The following is an 18,812-nucleotide window of genomic DNA, read 5'->3' on the forward strand; positions in this document are numbered from 1 at the left end:
GTGACCGGGGTGAGAAAGCGCAGCCAACAAAGAGATAACCCGAAATATTAAGAACAAAGAGCACAATGGGACAGGTTCCAGACAAATCAACGTATTAGATAGATAAGGAATACCCCCATGTCAGAACGTCTCCAAAATGACGTGGATCCGATCGAAACTCGCGACTGGCTACAGGCGATCGAATCGGTCATCCGTGAAGAAGGTGTTGAGCGCGCTCAGTATCTGATTGATCAGCTGCTTTCTGAAGCCCGCAAAGGCGGTGTGAAGGTTGCTTCAGGTGCAGGGGCTAGCAACTACGTAAACACGATTGCCGTCGAAGACGAACCGGAATACCCGGGCAATCTGGATCTGGAACGTCGTATCCGTTCTGCAATCCGCTGGAACGCCATCATGACCGTTCTGCGCGCATCCAAGAAAGACCTGGAACTGGGTGGCCACATGGCGTCCTTCCAGTCTTCTGCGACCGTTTACGAAGTGTGCTTCAACCACTTCTTCCGTGCAGCGAACGAGAAAGACGGCGGCGATCTGGTGTACTTCCAGGGCCACATCTCTCCGGGCATCTATGCACGTGCATTCCTGGAAGGTCGTCTGACTGAAGAGCAGATGAACAACTTCCGTCAGGAAGTTCACGGTAAAGGTCTGTCTTCTTACCCGCACCCTAAACTGATGCCTGAATTCTGGCAGTTCCCGACCGTATCTATGGGTCTGGGCCCAATCGGTGCGATCTATCAGGCTAAATTCCTGAAATACCTGGAACACCGTGGTCTGAAAGACACCTCTGAGCAGACCGTTTACGCCTTCCTGGGCGACGGCGAAATGGATGAGCCAGAATCCAAAGGTGCGATCACCATCGCAACCCGTGAGAAGCTGGACAACCTGTGCTTCATCATCAACTGTAACCTGCAGCGTCTGGATGGTCCGGTAACCGGTAACGGCAAGATCATCAACGAACTGGAAGGCATCTTCGCAGGTGCTGGCTGGAACGTGATCAAAGTCATGTGGGGCGGTCGTTGGGATGAGCTGCTGCGTAAAGACACCAGCGGTAAGCTGATCCAGCTGATGAACGAAACCGTTGACGGTGACTACCAGACCTTCAAATCCAAAGACGGTGCCTACGTTCGTGAGCACTTCTTCGGCAAATATCCTGAAACCGCAGCACTGGTTGCAGACTGGACTGATGAGCAGATCTGGGCTCTGAACCGCGGTGGTCACGATCCGAAGAAAGTCTACGCTGCACTGAAAAAAGCGCGTGAAACCAAAGGTAAAGCGACTGTAATCCTGGCCCATACCATCAAAGGTTACGGCATGGGTGATACCGCAGAAGGTAAAAACATCGCTCACCAGGTTAAGAAAATGAACATGGACGGCGTGCGTTATATCCGCGACCGTTTCAACGTTCCAGTGACCGATGAGCAGGTAGAAAACCTGTCTTACATCACCTTCCCGGAAGGTTCTGAAGAGCACAAGTACCTGCACGAACGTCGTCAGGCGCTGAAAGGCTACCTGCCAGCTCGTCAGCCTAACTTCACCGAGAAGCTGGAACTGCCAGCGCTGGAAGACTTCTCTCAGCTGCTGGAAGAGCAGAACAAAGAGATCTCTACCACTATCGCTTTCGTTCGTGCCCTGAACGTGATGCTGAAGAACAAGTCGATCAAAGATCGTCTGGTTCCAATCATCGCCGACGAAGCGCGTACTTTCGGTATGGAAGGTCTGTTCCGTCAGATCGGTATCTACAGCCCGAACGGCCAGCAGTACACCCCGCAGGACCGTGAGCAGGTTGCATACTACAAAGAAGACGAGAAAGGTCAGATCCTGCAGGAAGGTATCAACGAGCTGGGCGCAGGCGCATCCTGGCTGGCTGCTGCGACCTCTTACAGCACCAACAACCTGCCGATGATCCCGTTCTACATCTACTACTCCATGTTCGGGTTCCAGCGTATCGGTGACCTGTGCTGGCAGGCAGGCGACCAGCAGGCTCGCGGCTTCCTGGTAGGCGGTACCTCCGGTCGTACGACTCTGAACGGTGAAGGTCTGCAGCACGAAGATGGCCACAGCCACATTCAGTCTCTGACTATCCCTAACTGTATCTCTTACGATCCGTCTTACGCATACGAAGTGGCAGTCATCATGCATGACGGTCTGCAGCGCATGTACGGTGAAGCGCAAGAGAACATTTACTACTACATCACCACCCTGAACGAAAACTACCACATGCCGGCAATGCCAGCAGGTGCCGAGGAAGGTATCCGTAAAGGTATCTACAAACTCGAAACCATCGAAGGTAGCAAAGGTAAAGTTCAGCTGCTGGGCTCCGGCTCTATCCTGCGTCACGTACGTGAAGCTGCGCAGATCCTGGCGAAAGACTACGGCGTGGGTTCCGACGTGTACTCTGTGACCTCCTTCACCGAACTGGCGCGTGATGGCCAGGATTGTGAGCGCTGGAACATGCTGCACCCACTGGAAACTCCACGCGTTCCGTACATCGCTCAGGTGATGAACGACGCGCCAGCGGTGGCGTCCACTGACTATATGAAACTGTTCGCAGAGCAGGTTCGTACTTACGTTCCAGCTGATGATTATCGCGTTCTGGGTACTGACGGCTTCGGTCGTTCTGACAGCCGCGAAAACCTGCGTCACCACTTCGAAGTTGATGCTTCTTACGTGGTTGTAGCAGCACTGGGCGAACTGGCTAAACGTGGCGAAATCGATAAGAAAGTGGTTGCGGACGCAATCACCAAATTCAACATCGATGCAGAAAAAGTTAACCCGCGTCTGGCGTAAGAGGTAAAAGAATAATGGCTATCGAAATCAATGTACCGGACATCGGGGCTGATGAAGTTGAAATCACCGAGATCCTGGTCAAAGTAGGCGACAAAGTTGAAGCTGAACAGTCGCTGATCACCGTAGAAGGCGACAAAGCCTCTATGGAAGTCCCGTCTCCTCAGGCTGGCATCGTTAAAGAGATCAAAGTCTCTGTTGGCGATAAAACCGAGACCGGCAAACTGATCATGATTTTCGATTCCGCCGACGGTGCAGCAGCTGCTGCACCTGCGCAGGAAGAGAAGAAAGCCGCTCCGGCCGCCGCTGCTCCAGCAGCTGCCGCGAGCGCGAAAGAAGTGAACGTGCCTGACATCGGCGGTGACGAAGTTGAAGTCACTGAAATCCTGGTGAAAGTGGGCGACACCGTTGCGGCTGAGCAGTCACTGATCACCGTAGAAGGCGACAAAGCCTCTATGGAAGTGCCGGCTCCGTTCGCGGGTACCGTTAAAGAGATCAAGATCAACACCGGCGACAAAGTGTCTACCGGCTCCCTGATCATGGTCTTCGAAGTGGCGGGTGCTGCACCTGCTGCAGCGCCTGCGCAGGCCGCTGCTCCGGCTCCGGCTGCTGCACCAGCAGCTGCTGGCGGCGCGAAAGATGTTAACGTACCGGACATCGGCGGTGACGAAGTTGAAGTGACCGAAGTGATGGTGAAAGTGGGCGACAAAGTTGCCGCTGAACAGTCACTGATCACCGTTGAAGGCGACAAAGCTTCTATGGAAGTGCCAGCGCCGTTCGCGGGTACCGTTAAAGAGATTAAGATCAGCACCGGCGACAAAGTGTCTACCGGCTCTCTGATCATGGTCTTCGAAGTGGAAGGCGCTGCGCCTGCCGCAGCTCCGGCTGCCGCGGCTGCTCCTGCCCCGGCTGCTGCACCGGCTCAGGCTGCTAAACCCGCCGCTGCCCCTGCTGCTAAAGCAGAAAAATCTGAGTTCGCTGAAAACGACGCTTACGTCCACGCTACCCCGCTGATTCGTCGTCTGGCGCGCGAGTTCGGTGTGAACCTGGCGAAAGTGAAAGGGACCGGCCGTAAGGGTCGTATCCTGCGCGAAGACGTTCAGACCTACGTGAAAGACGCGGTGAAACGCGCCGAAGCTGCACCAGCTGCAGCCGCTGGCGGCGGTATCCCGGGCATGCTGCCATGGCCGAAAGTGGACTTCAGCAAGTTCGGCGAAATCGAAGAAGTGGAGCTGGGCCGCATCCAGAAAATCTCTGGTGCTAACCTGAGCCGTAACTGGGTGATGATCCCGCACGTTACGCACTTCGACAAAACCGATATCACCGATCTGGAAGCGTTCCGTAAACAGCAGAACGCTGAAGCTGAGAAGCGCAAACTGGACGTGAAATTCACCCCAGTGGTCTTCATCATGAAAGCCGTTGCCGCTGCCCTTGAGCAGATGCCACGCTTCAACAGCTCCCTGTCCGAAGACGGCCAGAAGCTGACGCTGAAGAAATACATCAACATCGGTGTTGCGGTTGATACGCCAAATGGTCTGGTTGTTCCGGTCTTCAAAGACGTGAACAAGAAGAGCATCACTGAGCTGTCCCGTGAACTGACCGTGATCTCCAAGAAAGCGCGTGATGGTAAGCTGACTGCCGGCGAAATGCAGGGCGGCTGCTTCACTATCTCCAGCATCGGCGGCCTGGGTACCACCCACTTCGCGCCGATCGTTAACGCGCCGGAAGTGGCTATCCTCGGTGTGTCCAAGTCCGCGATGGAGCCGGTGTGGAACGGCAAAGAGTTCGTGCCGCGTCTGATGATGCCAATCTCTCTGTCCTTCGACCACCGCGTGATCGACGGTGCTGATGGTGCCCGCTTCATCACCATCATCAACAACATGCTGAGCGACATTCGCCGCCTGGTGATGTAATCGAAAAGCCGGCCAGTCGGCCGGCTTTTTTCTGATAATCTCATGGTGTTTGTGAGGTTATTGGCGAAAGCGACAATTCGTGAGCCGTTTGTTGTTTCAAAATTGTTAACAATTTTGTAAACTGCGGGCGGATAGAACGACCCGGTGGACGACGGGTATAAATTAAGAGGTCATGATGAGCACAGAAATCAAAACTCAGGTCGTAGTACTTGGGGCAGGCCCGGCAGGTTACTCCGCAGCATTCCGTGCAGCGGATTTAGGTCTGGAAACCGTCATCGTTGAACGTTACAGCACCCTCGGCGGTGTTTGTCTGAACGTCGGCTGTATCCCTTCTAAAGCGCTGCTGCACGTAGCGAAAGTTATCGAAGAAGCCAAAGCGCTGGCTGAACACGGTATCGTCTTCGGCGAGCCGAAAACCGATATCGACAAAATTCGTACCTGGAAAGAGAAAGTTATCACTCAGCTGACCGGCGGTCTGGCGGGTATGGCCAAAGGCCGTAAAGTGAAAGTGGTAAACGGTCTGGGTAAATTCACCGGTGCGAACACCCTGGAAGTGGAAGGCGAAAACGGCAAAACCGTGATCAACTTCGACAACGCGATCATCGCGGCAGGCTCTCGCCCAATCGAACTGCCATTCATTCCGCATGAAGATCCACGCGTGTGGGATTCCACCGATGCGCTGGAGCTGAAAACCGTTCCTAAGCGTCTGCTGGTCATGGGCGGCGGTATCATCGGTCTGGAAATGGGTACCGTGTACCATGCGCTGGGTTCAGAGATCGACGTGGTTGAAATGTTCGACCAGGTTATCCCGGCTGCCGACAAAGACATCGTTAAAGTCTTCACCAAACGCATCAGCAAGAAATTCAACCTGATGCTGGAAACCAAAGTGACTGCCGTTGAAGCGAAAGAAGACGGTATTTACGTTTCCATGGAAGGCAAAAAAGCCCCATCCGAACCACAGCGTTACGACGCCGTGCTGGTGGCTATCGGCCGTGTGCCGAACGGTAAAAACCTCGACGCGGGCAAAGCTGGCGTGGAAGTGGATGACCGTGGCTTTATCCGCGTTGACAAACAGCTGCGCACTAACGTGCCGCACATCTTTGCTATCGGCGATATCGTCGGTCAGCCAATGCTGGCGCACAAAGGTGTTCACGAAGGTCACGTTGCCGCTGAAGTTATCGCCGGCATGAAGCACTACTTCGATCCGAAAGTCATTCCATCTATCGCGTACACCGAGCCAGAAGTGGCATGGGTCGGTCTGACTGAGAAAGAAGCGAAAGAGAAAGGCATCAGCTACGAAACCGCCACCTTCCCGTGGGCTGCTTCTGGCCGTGCTATCGCTTCCGACTGCGCTGACGGTATGACCAAACTGATCTTCGACAAAGAGACTCACCGCGTCATCGGTGGTGCGATTGTCGGTACCAACGGCGGCGAGCTGCTGGGTGAAATCGGTCTGGCTATCGAAATGGGCTGTGACGCTGAAGACATCGCGCTGACCATCCACGCTCACCCGACTCTGCACGAGTCCGTGGGCCTGGCGGCAGAAGTGTTTGAAGGCAGCATCACCGACCTGCCAAACGCGAAAGCGAAGAAGAAATAAGTTTCTTCAGATGAAAAAAAGCGGCCAATGGCCGCTTTTTTTATGCGCTGCGTTCAGGGGGCCACAGGCTGCCAGGTTTTATCAGGGCTATAGGCGGCTAGCGCCCGGGCTTTCTGCTCTGAATCGCTGCCGAGATCGGACTGGTACACCTTGTCGTCCTGGTTTATCACAAAGCTCATGACGCCCGTCTGACCATAGCTGACCGGCCAGGCCACCATCGCGAAACCGTGATTGTCCGGCAGGATGCGGAAGCGATAGCCGTGATAGCCGGTACCTGGCTCTTTTGGGCTAAATGCCGGGCCGAGCGGGCTGGGCGCTTCGCCGGGCGAGGCAGGCCAGTACAAACCGTCTTTTTTGCCTTTCGAGCTGACAATCTTCTGCGCGTATTTCTGGTTCATCGCAAAATAGCTTTGCTGCGCATCAACATAGGCATGTAAGGCTTCAATGGCGGCGAGCTCATTACGCCCGATTTCACGGGTCAGGATCTCTTCTGCCCCTTCTTTGATGTCGAACTGCCAGCCTGCAGAGGTTTTGATCACCGGGATGGGAAGCTGCCAGCCGCTGTCTCCGACAACCAGGTGTGCCGTATCTCCTTCGACAACCGTGGTATGACGGACGTTCCAGTCGCGCAGGAAGCGATCGACAGCATCCGGATCAACGCCTTGGGGGGGCAGAAAATCGCGCCAGTTCTCTCCAAGCAGGTTGGTCATCGCGCTCTCATTATGCTCACTGATGGCTTTGGTCAGCGCATCGGTTGCCCGATCGGGCGTGCTAAAGGACTGCTGCGCCATCACCGGGGCCGAAAGCATGAATAACACCATTCCGCTGAGTAGTTTACGTTTCATGTCGGTTCCCTTAGCGATGTCGAATTTCACGGCGTTCAGCACGTCCACCAGACGCCTGACGTGGCTGCTGCTGGCGCGCAGCGAGCTGTCTGCTTTGCGCACCGCGCTGCTGCTGCGCCTGCCAGTTCGCCGAGCGGCTGTCGTTACCGCTCAGCGCATTGGCCCGGGGCTGGCTGCTTCGCTGCTGGAGAGAGCGTTGCTGCGCGGGCTGCGAAACCCGCTTCTCTTGTCTCTGCGCGGTGGTCTGGCGGTTTTCTCGCTGCTGCGCGGTGCTCCGCTTCGCCATCTGCGGTTTGGTGTCGTAGCCGCGGTAGTTATTGCGCTGTGAAATCTGCTTCAGCTGTTCGCCTGAGGCCTGACGCTGCACGTCTTTCGTTCCGGAGCGCGCCGTCTGGGGGAAGGTTTTACCCGTGGACTTCTCCATCTGGCTTAGCGCGGCCTGACGCTGGCTATCGCGGTTAACCGGTTTTTGCTGCGTTGAGCTGAGCCCTGTCGCCGCGTTGGTGGAGTGGAAGCGAGTGTTGAGCTGGTTAGTCGGATAGGGCACGCCTTCCCGATAGGCCGGGTTGTGCTGCCAGGTGCGGTTGGCGTCCGTCAGGCGCTGTCCGCTGATTTTATTGAAGTTCTCAACGTTGATATTGATATTGTTATCGCCGTTGCGGTTATAGCCGCCGTGATTATCCCAGTCGCCATGGTGATGATCCCAGTCATCGTCATCATCCCAGTCGATGTTGCTGAAGATGGCATAGGTTGTGGCGACGCCCAGGCTGAAGCCTAAACCATTTACGAAGCTGTTGCCAAACTGCTCCCCGGGTGTAGGCGGAAGATAGGTGGGCGGATAGGCGGCGTTTGGCCAGGTCCCGTAAACCGTATTGGGGTTATAGGTCGGGACGTAAACAACCTGCGGATCGGCAGATTCAATTTTGATTACCGTTGGAGCGGGCGCGGCCGTCGTGGTTGTTGTTGCGTCGGCGGTGCTGGTTTTCGCTGGCGCCGGTTTTGTCACGGTGGTGACCGTCTGCTGGGGCGTGGATTGTAAAGCGCCGGTCTTCTGCGCCAGCGCGCGCAGGCGCTGAACGGAATCCATCACGTCCTTCGGCTGCGCGAGAAACGCATCACCCAGATTTTGTACCCACGGCGGGTTCTCACCCATCAGGGACATAAGCTGAGGAAACGCGACCAGCGATTTTACGCTGGGATCCCAGGGCTGGCTGGCAACGGCCTGAATCGCGGCGTCCCCTTCCATTTTAGGGTTGTCTTTGGACCACTGCGCCGCCTGGATCACGTTGGCCGGATAGGTCGACGCCATTAAAATTTGCGACAGCAGGGCATCCGGGTAGAGCGCGATGGGAGCAACCCATTGATCGATTTGCGCGGCAGTGTAGGCTGGCGCGACAACAGGTGCGGGCTGGGCTGCGGCAGGCGCAGGTGCAGCCGGTTGTTGTGCGACGGGGGCCGGCGCGGCGGGCTCCGTGGCGCGGCCTTTGACAAACATAACGCCCGAGGCGGCAAACAGCCCGGCACTGCACAGAAGGACGAGCAGATGTGGCTTAAAGGGCAACTTCATAAAATGACTCCAACGAGACAAGCGCTGTGCCGTGAGGCGTTACGGTTGGCGTGAGTATTATTCACCCGTCTTTTACTGTTTTGACTTTTATTGGGAAGCGTCCGGTACGTCCGGATAAAGAGTGTGAGTATTTATTACACAATTATATCTGATGAAGAAAAAACTGAAGCGTCACGGTGCAGAAGATACCGCAAAAAGATGCCCTGAATCCCCACTACACCATGCTTAACGATTCAGCAAATTTTTTAATGTTGCTTTTTTGTAAACGGATTAACACTGTGCAGAAATCCTGCTATGCTGCCCGACGCGGTATCGGGCATTTACCCTACAAACTGCTGTCTCACAGGAGCGTGAAGAGAACGCCCGCCGCATATGACAATGAGAGCGAGGAGAACCGTCGTGCTAGAAGAATACCGTAAGCACGTAGCAGAACGTGCCGCCGAGGGAATTGTACCCAAACCTTTAGATGCAACCCAAATGGCCGCGCTCGTCGAGCTGCTGAAGAACCCGCCTAAGGGCGAAGAAGAATTCCTGTTAGATCTGCTGATCAACCGCGTACCGCCTGGCGTAGATGAAGCTGCCTACGTAAAAGCCGGATTCCTTGCTGCTATCGCCAAAGGCGAAGCCACCTCCCCACTGGTTACTCCTGAAAAAGCCATTGAACTGCTCGGCACCATGCAGGGTGGTTACAACATTCATCCGCTGATTGACGCGCTGGATAACGACAAGCTGGCACCGATTGCCGCTAAAGCGCTCTCTTCCACGCTGCTGATGTTCGATAACTTCTACGATGTGGAAGAAAAAGCCAAAGCGGGCAACATCTATGCGAAGCAGGTGATGCAGTCCTGGGCTGATGCCGAATGGTTCCTGAACCGCCCAGCGCTGGCTGAAAAAATCACCGTTACCGTCTTTAAAGTGACCGGTGAAACCAACACCGATGACCTCTCTCCGGCACCGGACGCGTGGTCTCGCCCGGATATCCCTCTGCACGCCCTGGCGATGCTGAAAAACGCCCGTGAAGGTATTGAGCCGGATCAGCCGGGCAGCGTCGGCCCGATCAAACAGATCGAAGCCCTGCAGAAAAAAGGGTTCCCGCTGGCCTATGTGGGTGACGTTGTGGGTACCGGTTCTTCCCGTAAGTCCGCAACCAACTCCGTGCTGTGGTTCATGGGCGACGACATTCCGCACGTGCCGAACAAGCGCGGCGGCGGCCTGTGCCTCGGCGGCAAAATTGCGCCAATCTTCTTCAACACCATGGAAGATGCGGGCGCCCTGCCAATCGAAGTGGACGTTTCTAACCTGAACATGGGCGACGTGATTGACGTTTACCCGTACAAAGGCGAAGTGCGCAACCACGAGACCAACGAGCTGCTGGCAAGCTTCGAGCTGAAAACCGACGTGCTGATCGACGAAGTGCGCGCCGGTGGCCGTATCCCGCTGATCATTGGTCGTGGTCTGACTACCAAAGCGCGTGAAGCGCTGGGTCTGCCGCACTCTGACGTTTTCCGTCAGGCGAAAGACGTTGCTGAAAGCAACCGCGGTTATTCTCTGGCACAGAAAATGGTGGGGCGCGCGTGCGGCGTAGCCGGTATTCGTCCTGGCGCGTACTGCGAGCCTAAGATGACCTCCGTGGGCTCTCAGGACACCACTGGCCCAATGACCCGTGACGAACTGAAAGACCTGGCGTGCCTGGGCTTCTCTTCTGATCTGGTGATGCAGTCCTTCTGCCACACGGCGGCCTATCCGAAGCCGGTTGACGTGACCACGCACCACACGCTGCCAGACTTCATCATGAACCGCGGCGGCGTTTCTCTGCGTCCGGGTGACGGCGTAATCCACTCCTGGCTGAACCGCATGCTGCTGCCGGATACCGTCGGTACCGGCGGTGACTCCCATACCCGTTTCCCAATCGGTATCTCCTTCCCTGCGGGCTCCGGTCTGGTGGCGTTTGCTGCTGCGACCGGCGTGATGCCGCTGGATATGCCGGAATCGGTGCTGGTGCGCTTCAAAGGTAAAATGCAGCCGGGTATTACCCTGCGCGACCTGGTTCACGCGATTCCGCTGTATGCGATTAAACAGGGTCTGCTGACCGTTGAGAAGAAAGGGAAGAAAAACATCTTCTCTGGCCGCATTCTGGAAATTGAAGGTCTGCCGGATCTGAAAGTGGAGCAGGCGTTCGAGCTGACCGATGCTTCCGCCGAGCGCTCTGCGGCTGGCTGTACCATCAAGCTGAACAAAGAGCCGATTATCGAGTATCTGACCTCCAACATCGTGCTGCTGAAGTGGATGATTGCAGAAGGCTACGGCGACCGTCGTACGCTGGAGCGTCGTATCCAGGGCATGGAAAAATGGCTGGCCGATCCGCAGCTGCTGGAAGCCGATGCTGACGCAGAGTACGCGGCGGTGATCGACATCGATCTGGCGGATATCAAAGAGCCAATCCTGTGTGCGCCGAACGATCCGGACGACGCGCGTCCGCTGTCTGAGGTTCAGGGCGAGAAGATCGACGAAGTGTTCATCGGATCCTGTATGACCAACATCGGTCACTTCCGTGCTGCCGGTAAGCTGCTGGATACCCACAAAGGCCAGCTGCCAACCCGTCTGTGGGTAGCGCCGCCAACCCGTATGGACGCGGCTCAGCTGACCGAAGAGGGCTACTACAGCGTGTTTGGTAAGAGCGGGGCGCGTATCGAAATCCCTGGCTGTTCCCTGTGTATGGGCAACCAGGCGCGCGTAGCCGACGGTGCGACGGTGGTTTCCACCTCTACCCGTAACTTCCCGAACCGTTTAGGTACCGGTGCGAACGTCTTCCTGGCCTCTGCGGAGCTGGCGGCGGTTGCGGCGCTGATTGGCAAACTGCCAACGCCGGAAGAGTACCAGACCTTTGTGGCTCAGGTGGATAAGACCGCGGTGGATACCTATCGCTATCTGAACTTCGATCAGCTTTCTCAGTACACCGAGAAGGCCGACGGGGTTATCTTCCAGACGGCGGTATAAACAGCAAAACAGTCTCCATGAGACGGTTTTTAGTGTTTGCACCCTCTCCCGTGGGAGAGGGACGGGGTGAGGGCATCAGGCCGCAGGGTCTTGCTCTCACCTTTTTATTTTCATTCCTCCCACCTCTCCCGCTTTTTTTCTTCCTCGCTGCTGCGATAATTACCTTAATGGCTTTGCAGAGGAAAACACTATGGATTACGAATTTCTGCGCGACATCACCGGAGTGGTGAAAGTGCGTATGTCGATGGGCCACGAAGCCGTTGGACACTGGTTTAACGAAGAGGTGAAAGAAAATCTCGCACTTCTTGATGAGGTTGAACAGGCGGCAAATACGGTGAAAGGCAGTGAACGATCCTGGCAGCGCGCCGGGCATGAATATACGCTGTGGATGGACGGTGAAGAGGTCATGGTGCGTGCCAACCAGCTCGAGTTTTCAGGTGACGAGATGGAAGAGGGGATGAGCTACTATGACGAAGAAAGCCTGTCGATGTGCGGCGTAGAGGATTTCCTTCAGGTGGTAAATGCCTACCGCGACTTTATGAAACAGAAATAACAGCCCGGAGCATCCCTGCTCCGGCTTGCTCTTACACGGCCGGAATATTGCGGCCGTAGTAAATCTCGCGCATCTCTTTCCAGAGCAGGTCAGTAATCGCCTTACGCTCTTCTTCGCTCAAATCTTCCGGCTTCGTGTGGAACATATAGTGCTTAAGGTCGAATTCCTTAAGTAACATCTTGGTATGGAAGATATTTTCCTGATACACGTTCACGTCCATCATGTCGTACAGCGATTTCATGTCCTCGGACATAAAGTTCTGGATGGAGTTAATCTCGTGGTCGATGAAATGCTTCATGCCGTTGATATCGCGGGTAAAACCACGCACGCGATAATCAATGGTGACGATGTCCGATTCCAGCTGGTGGATTAAATAGTTCAGCGCGTTCAGCGGTGAAATCACGCCGCAGGTCGACACTTCAATATCGGCGCGGAACGTGCACAGCCCGCCTTCCGGGTGACTCTCCGGGTAGGTGTGCACGCAGATATGGCTTTTATCCAGGTGGGCCACGACCACTTCCGGCAGCGGGCCCGGATGTTCAGTTTTGTCGATAAGCTTCGGATCGACCGGCTCTTCGCTGACCAGAATAGTCACGCTGGCGCCCTGAGGTTCATAATCCTGTCGGGCGATGTTCAGGATGTTTGCGCCAATAATGGAACAGGTTTCTGACAGGATCTCGGTCAGACGGTTGGCGTTGTAGAGTTCGTCGATATAGGCGATGTAACCATCGCGTTCTTCCGCTGTTTTGGCATAGCAGATATCGTAAATACAAAAACTCAGGCTTTTCGTCAGGTTGTTAAAGCCATGCAGTTTAAGCTTTTTCAATTAGCTCACCCCCTTAGTGGATAATGCGTCCTGCAGGTACTGCGGCAGGGCAAACGCTGCGGTATGAATTGCCGGATTGTAGTATCGGCACTGAAGACCGGCCTGATGGAAGCGGGCCTGAATAATTTCGGTGGAGAGATGGCGTAATACGTCGTTATCGGTCGCCCAGGCAAAGGTCATGATCCCGCCGTAGTACGTCGGAATGGCCGCCTGATAGAAGCTGACGTCATCGAAATAGGTGCTTAGCTTACGATGGCTATCCAGCGCTTCATCCTGCTGCAGGAAGCAGACGCCATTTTGGGCGACAAAAATCCCGCCCGGGTTCAGGCAGCGCTTGCAGCCTTCGTAGAAGGAAGAGGTAAACAGCGACGCGCCGGGGCCGATTGGGTCGGTGCAGTCGGAGATAATGACGTCAAAGGTCTGCGAGGTCTGGTTAACAAAGTTAACGCCGTCGTCAATCACCAGGCTAAAGCGCGGATCGTCATAGCTACCGGCATTGTGGTTGGGCAGATACTGGCGGCAGAAAGAGACGACGCCCGCATCGATTTCCACCATGGTGATGGTTTCAATGGAACGATGGCGGGACACTTCACGCAGCATTGCGCCGTCGCCGCCGCCGATAATCAGGACATGCTTCGCGTGACCGTGCGCCAGCAGCGGAACGTGGGTCATCATTTCGTGATAGATAAACTCGTCGCGCTCGGTGGTTTGCACGACGCCGTCCAGCGCCATCACGCGGCCAAAGGCGGCGTTTTCGAAGATGATGAGATCCTGGTGATCGGTTTTCTCATGATAGAGCACGTTATCAACGGCAAAGTACTGACCAAACTGGTCATGCAGTGTTTCATGCCACAACGTGTGGTCGGCCATACGCGGACTCCTCCTTTGTTAACATCCGTTACGCTCACAAAAAATGAGCGAAACATGATAGCTAACTATAACCGTGGTTGCACGGCTATAGGTTCAACAGGGGGGCGTCGGGAAGGTTATTTGACGTAGGCGAGCAGGCTGAGTGAGTCGCGAGCCAGCGCTTTACATTTTTTGGCAGTGGGAATACCAATACCGCTCAAGTCACGGTAGCTGTCTTCGCCGAGCGCCTTCATGTCGAAGCTGTCGTAGTTGCTGAGATCCCACTGGTTTTGCTGGGCAAAAAAGACCAGCGCGCGGCGAATCTGCCCGTTGGGTAAATTCTGGTAGCCACAATCATTTTTCAGGAATACAAAAACCGCCGTTAAATCGGCCATATCTTCCGCTTCATTTTCACTTAGCGCATAGCTGTTCGCACACATTGCCATCAGGCTTCCGAACAAAATTGTCCTGAAAAACGTCTTCATTGCTTCTACCACTTCTTCACGGAAAATTAACGTTAGCATACTTGATGCCGGTGCGACGATCTTTATTATTGCCGCTTTACTTGACCTTCCGGTAAGGGGAGGGTTTATGCTCAAAAGATCGCCTGCTGGAAATAAGGAAATGAACATGCAACGTCGTGATTTTTTAAAATATTCCGCTGTGCTGGGGGCTGCCAGCGCATTACCTCTCTGGAGCCGCGCGGTTTTAGCGGCCGACAGGCCTGCCTTACCCATTCCTGACTTACTGACCGCTGACGCCCGCAGCCGTATCCAGCTTGTGGTTCAGGCCGGTAAAACGACGTTCGGCGAGCACAACGCCACGACGTGGGGCTATAACGGCAATTTGCTCGGTCCGGCGCTTCAGCTACGTAAAGGGAAAGCGGTGACGGTGGATATCCACAACACGCTCGTCGAAGAGACGACGCTGCACTGGCACGGGCTGGAAGTGCCGGGCGAGGTGGACGGCGGGCCGCAGGGCATCATCAAAGCGGGCGGTACGCGCAGCGTCACCTTTACGCCCGATCAGCGCGCGGCGACCTGCTGGTTCCATCCGCATCAGCATGGCAAAACGGGCCATCAGGTGGCGATGGGGCTGGCGGGGCTGGTGCTGATTGAAGACGACGAAAGCCGCCTGCTGCGCCTGCCGAAACAGTGGGGCATCGACGATGTACCGGTGATTGTGCAGGACAAGAAATTCAACGCTGACGGGCAAATTGACTATCAGCTGGACGTGATGAGCGCGGCGGTAGGCTGGTTTGGCGACACGCTGCTGACCAACGGCGCCATTTACCCTCAGCATGCCGCGCCGAAAGGCTGGCTGCGCCTGCGCCTGCTCAACGGCTGTAACGCGCGCTCGCTGAATTTCGCCGCCAGCGATAAACGCCCGCTGTATGTGGTAGCCAGCGACGGCGGCCTGCTGCCGGAGCCGGTGAAGGTGAGCGAGCTGCCGATGCTCATGGGCGAACGCTTTGAGGTGCTGGTGGATATCAGCGACGGTAAGCCGTTTGACCTCGTGACGCTGCCGGTGAGCCAGATGGGGATGGCGGTCGCACCGTTTGATAAGCCGCATCCGGTGCTGCGTATTCAGCCGCTGCTGGTGGCCGCATCCGGCACGCTGCCTGATACGTTAACCACCCTGCCAGCCCTCCCGTCGCTGGAGGGGCTTACGCAGCGCAAGCTGCAGCTCTCCATGAACCCGATGCTCGATATGATGGGCATGCAGGCGCTGATGGCGAAATATGGCGATAAGGCGATGGCGGGGATGCAGCACGGCCAGATGATGGGCCACATGAATATGGACCACGGCAAAATGGGCGGCATGGGGAATATGAATCACGGCGACCATGGCTTTGATTTCCACAACGCCAACATGATCAACGGCAAAGCGTTCGACATGAACACGCCGATGTTTGCAGCGACAAAAGGTCAGCTCGAGCGCTGGGTGATTTCAGGCGAAGGGGACATGATGCTGCACCCGTTCCATATCCACGGCACCCAGTTCCGCATTCTCACAGAGAACGGCAAAGCGCCGGATGCGCATCGCGCGGGCTGGAAAGATACGGTGAGAGTGGAAGGCGGCGTCAGCGAGGTGCTGGTGAAGTTTGACCACGAGGCGCCGAAGGAGTTTGCCTATATGGCGCACTGCCACCTGCTGGAGCATGAGGATACGGGGATGATGCTGGGGTTCACGGTATAAAAAAGCCGGGTGGTCGCAGGTGCGGCCTGATGCCCTCACCCTGACCCTCTCCCACAGGGAGAGGGAACAAACACAAAAACGGCAACCGAAGTTGCCGTTTTGCTTTTATTTGCCTTCGTCAGGCAACGCATACGCGACGATGTAGTCGCCCATCTTGGTGCCAAACGAACCGTGACCACCCGCTGAGATGACAACGTACTGCTTGCCATTCACCTCATAGGTCATCGGCGTGGCCTGGCCACCCGCCGGCAGACGGCCCTGCCACAGTTTTTCACCGTTGGTCATGTTGTACGCGCGCAGGTAGTTATCTGCGGTTGCCGCGATGAACAGCACGTTACCGGCGGTGGAGATTGGGCCACCCAGCATTGGCATACCCATATTGAACGGCACCGGAACCGGCATCGGGAACGGCATGCTGTCCTGTGGCGTACCAATACGTTTTTTCCATACGATCTGGTTAGTCTTCAGATCCAGACCGGAGATATAACCCCAGGCAGGCTGTTTACACGGCAGACCAAACGGCGACAGGAACGGGTTCAGCGTCACGCCAAACGGCACGCCGTACTGCGGCTGAATGCCGGCTTCGGTACCGCTGCCTTTCGCGTCTTTCGGCTGCTCCATTGGGTTGCCCGGACCGCGTGGGATCAGGCGGGAAACGAACGGCAGCGCCATCGGGTTGGCAATTGCCACCTGACGGTTAGGGTCAACGGAGATCCCGCCCCACTCGAACATCCCCAGGTTACCCGGGAAGACCAGCGTGCCCTGCTCAGACGGCGGCGTGAAGATGCCCTCATAGCGCAGCTGGTGGAACATCACGCGGCACACCAGCTGGTCAAACATGGTGGCACCCCACATGTCCGCACCGCTGAGGTCTTTCTTCGGACGGAAGCTCAGGTCAGAGAACGGCTGGGTTTTGCTGACGTAATCGCCTTTCGCCGCGCCCTGCGGAACCGGTTTTTCCGGTGCTGGCACAACCAGCTTACCGTTGCTGCGATCCAGCACGAAGATGTTGCCCGTCTTGGCCGGCGCGTAAATCACCGGAACGGTTTTGCCATCAACGGTAATGTCCGCCAGCGTCGGCTGGGACGGCATATCCATATCCCACAGATCGTGGTGAACGGTCTGGTAGCTCCATGCCAGCTTACCGGTGGTCGCATTCAGCGCCACGATAGCGCTCGCATAACGCTCCTGCTCCGGCGTGCGGTTACCGCCCCAGATATCTGGCGTGGTCACACCCATTGGCAGATAGACAAGGTCCAGCTTCGCGTCATACGCCGCGGGTGCCCAGGAGTTTGGCGAGTTAAAGGTAAAGGTGTGCTCGTCCGACGGGATCGCGTTGGGATCTTTCGCGCCCGGGTCGAAGGCCCACAGCAGTTTACCGGTGTTCACGTCGAAACCACGGATTACGCCGGATGTTTCACGCGTGGAGAAGTTATCCGTTACCGAACCGGCAATCACGATAGTTTTATCGGTGATGATTGGCGGTGAGGTTGGCTCATACAGACCCGGCGTGGTGTCCGGCATGTTGGTCTGCAGGTTCAGGATCCCTTTGTTGGCAAAGGTTTCACACAGCTTGCCCGTTTCGGCATTGATGGCGAACAGACGGCCATCGTTCACCGGCAGCATGATGCGGCGAGGACAGTCGGCAATGACTTCCGGGCTCGCATTATCGGCACGCGCTTCGTGGTAAGAGACGCCGCGGCAGGTGACGTGCTGGAAGGACGGGTTGGAATTCAGCTGCGGATCGAAGTGCCATTTCTCTTTACCGGTGGCCGCGTCGAGCGCGAACAGACGCTGGTGCGCCGTACACAGGTAGAGCATATTGCCGACTTTAATCGGCGTGACTTCGTTGGTCAGTTCACCCGGATCGTTCGGCATCTTCAGATCGCCGGTACGGAATACCCAGGCTTCCTTCAGGTTTTTAACGTTGTCCGCGTTGATCTGCTTCAGCGGGGAGTAACGTTGACCTTCCTGGTTACGACCATACGCTGGCCAGTCGCCGTCAGCGACCTGGGAGATAGCTGCCGCAGGCGTGGATTCCGCGTTCAGCGTACCGTTGATTTCCTGCGGGTCATTAAAGCCGGCCCAGGTCAGAATGCCGCCGGTAATCAGCAGGGCAACAACCAGGCCCGCCACAGCACCGCTGGAAGGCACAATCAGGCGACGCCAGACGAACGGCAGGATCAGCCAGATACCGAAGAAGACCAGGATGTCGCTGCGCGGCGTCAGTGCCCAGAAGTCAAAACCAACTTCCCAGACGCCCCAGATCATGGTGGCAAGGAGGAGGGCGGCATACAGCCACAGTGCAGATTGTTTTCTACGCAACAGCAGGACGGTTACGCCAACCATAACCAGACCCGCAATCGGGTAGTACCAGGAGCCGCCTAAAGCGACCAGCCAGACGCCACCGATTAACAGATACAGCGCGCAGAAGGCTGCGAATGCGGCTGTTAATGTCACCAGTAGACGCGGCTGTTTAGAGTTTGTTTCAGCCATAGAAAGTGTACTCGTCAGTTTTTGTTAATAATTTGCTAGCAACTAATTATAGGTATTAACAAGTGTGATCGGAATCACAATATTTGCTTTTTATAACTCATACGCCAGGCTTATCCATTTGCTGATATAATGGCTGGCTTGCGTATCAGTGCTGGATATTAACTCATCCGTATTGAGAGATTTTCACTA

Annotated in this window: 12 protein-coding genes; 6 read left to right on the forward strand and 6 right to left on the reverse strand. The window is 55.9% G+C overall.

The window, feature by feature from the left end; translation table 11 throughout:
* The first annotated feature begins 117 nt into the window (after window positions 1-117).
* The 3 genes from aceE (at window position 118) to lpdA (ending at window position 6,291) form a co-directional block, all read left to right on the forward strand.
* Window positions 118-2,781, forward strand: a complete 2,664-nt coding sequence (gene aceE, locus HB664_RS06975; RefSeq protein ID WP_023310418.1) for a pyruvate dehydrogenase (acetyl-transferring), homodimeric type — start codon at window positions 118-120, stop codon at window positions 2,779-2,781.
* 14 nt (window positions 2,782-2,795) lie between these two features.
* On the forward strand, window positions 2,796-4,691 hold the full coding sequence (gene aceF / locus HB664_RS06980) for a pyruvate dehydrogenase complex dihydrolipoyllysine-residue acetyltransferase (protein ID WP_039260787.1): 1,896 nt from the start codon (window positions 2,796-2,798) through the stop codon (window positions 4,689-4,691).
* A gap of 175 nt (window positions 4,692-4,866) precedes the next feature.
* Window positions 4,867-6,291 (forward strand): dihydrolipoyl dehydrogenase, encoded by a 1,425-nt coding sequence (gene lpdA, locus HB664_RS06985; protein ID WP_003856313.1) that lies wholly within the window; start codon window positions 4,867-4,869, stop codon window positions 6,289-6,291.
* A gap of 53 nt (window positions 6,292-6,344) precedes the next feature.
* Here lpdA and HB664_RS06990 read toward each other — a convergent pair whose 3' ends face one another.
* Both HB664_RS06990 and HB664_RS06995 read right to left on the reverse strand, forming a co-directional pair.
* On the reverse strand, window positions 6,345-7,136 hold the full coding sequence (locus tag HB664_RS06990; protein ID WP_219940812.1) for a DUF2950 family protein: 792 nt from the start codon (window positions 7,134-7,136) through the stop codon (window positions 6,345-6,347).
* A 10-nt stretch (window positions 7,137-7,146) separates the two neighbouring features.
* On the reverse strand, window positions 7,147-8,703 hold the full coding sequence (locus HB664_RS06995; protein WP_219940531.1) for a DUF3300 domain-containing protein: 1,557 nt from the start codon (window positions 8,701-8,703) through the stop codon (window positions 7,147-7,149).
* Between the two features lie 399 nt (window positions 8,704-9,102).
* Between HB664_RS06995 and acnB the strand changes: the two genes are divergently transcribed.
* Both acnB and yacL read left to right on the forward strand, forming a co-directional pair.
* The gene (acnB, locus tag HB664_RS07000) at window positions 9,103-11,700 is read left to right on the forward strand and encodes a bifunctional aconitate hydratase 2/2-methylisocitrate dehydratase (protein ID WP_064673246.1); all 2,598 of its coding nucleotides are present in this window, start codon (window positions 9,103-9,105) and stop codon (window positions 11,698-11,700) included.
* Window positions 11,701-11,890: 190 nt separating this feature from the next.
* On the forward strand, window positions 11,891-12,253 hold the full coding sequence (yacL, locus tag HB664_RS07005) for a protein YacL (RefSeq protein ID WP_023310423.1): 363 nt from the start codon (window positions 11,891-11,893) through the stop codon (window positions 12,251-12,253).
* 31 nt (window positions 12,254-12,284) lie between these two features.
* Here the strand turns inward: yacL and speD are convergent, their stop codons facing one another.
* The 3 genes from speD to HB664_RS07020 form a co-directional block, all read right to left on the reverse strand.
* A complete protein-coding gene (gene speD / locus HB664_RS07010; RefSeq protein ID WP_032649781.1) occupies window positions 12,285-13,079 on the reverse strand; it encodes an adenosylmethionine decarboxylase in 795 nt (264 codons plus the stop codon).
* Window positions 13,080-13,949 carry a polyamine aminopropyltransferase gene (gene speE / locus HB664_RS07015; protein WP_023310424.1) on the reverse strand — a complete coding sequence of 290 codons (870 nt, stop codon included), beginning with the start codon at window positions 13,947-13,949 and terminating at the stop codon, window positions 13,080-13,082.
* 116 nt (window positions 13,950-14,065) lie between these two features.
* Entirely contained in the window at window positions 14,066-14,413 is a 348-nt protein-coding gene (locus HB664_RS07020; RefSeq protein ID WP_014882582.1) for a YacC family pilotin-like protein, read from the reverse strand.
* 145 nt (window positions 14,414-14,558) lie between these two features.
* Between HB664_RS07020 and cueO the strand changes: the two genes are divergently transcribed.
* Complete coding sequence (gene cueO / locus HB664_RS07025) at window positions 14,559-16,127, forward strand: multicopper oxidase CueO (RefSeq protein ID WP_219940532.1); 1,569 nt, start codon at window positions 14,559-14,561, stop codon at window positions 16,125-16,127.
* Window positions 16,128-16,232: 105 nt separating this feature from the next.
* Here the strand turns inward: cueO and HB664_RS07030 are convergent, their stop codons facing one another.
* Window positions 16,233-18,623: a glucose/quinate/shikimate family membrane-bound PQQ-dependent dehydrogenase gene (locus HB664_RS07030; RefSeq protein ID WP_033144652.1), complete on the reverse strand. Its 2,391-nt coding sequence runs from the start codon at window positions 18,621-18,623 to the stop codon at window positions 16,233-16,235.
* Window positions 18,624-18,812 lie beyond the last annotated feature (189 nt).

Source organism: Enterobacter sp. DNB-S2, assembly GCF_019443845.1.
Taxonomy (GTDB): Bacteria; Pseudomonadota; Gammaproteobacteria; order Enterobacterales; family Enterobacteriaceae; genus Enterobacter; species Enterobacter asburiae_B.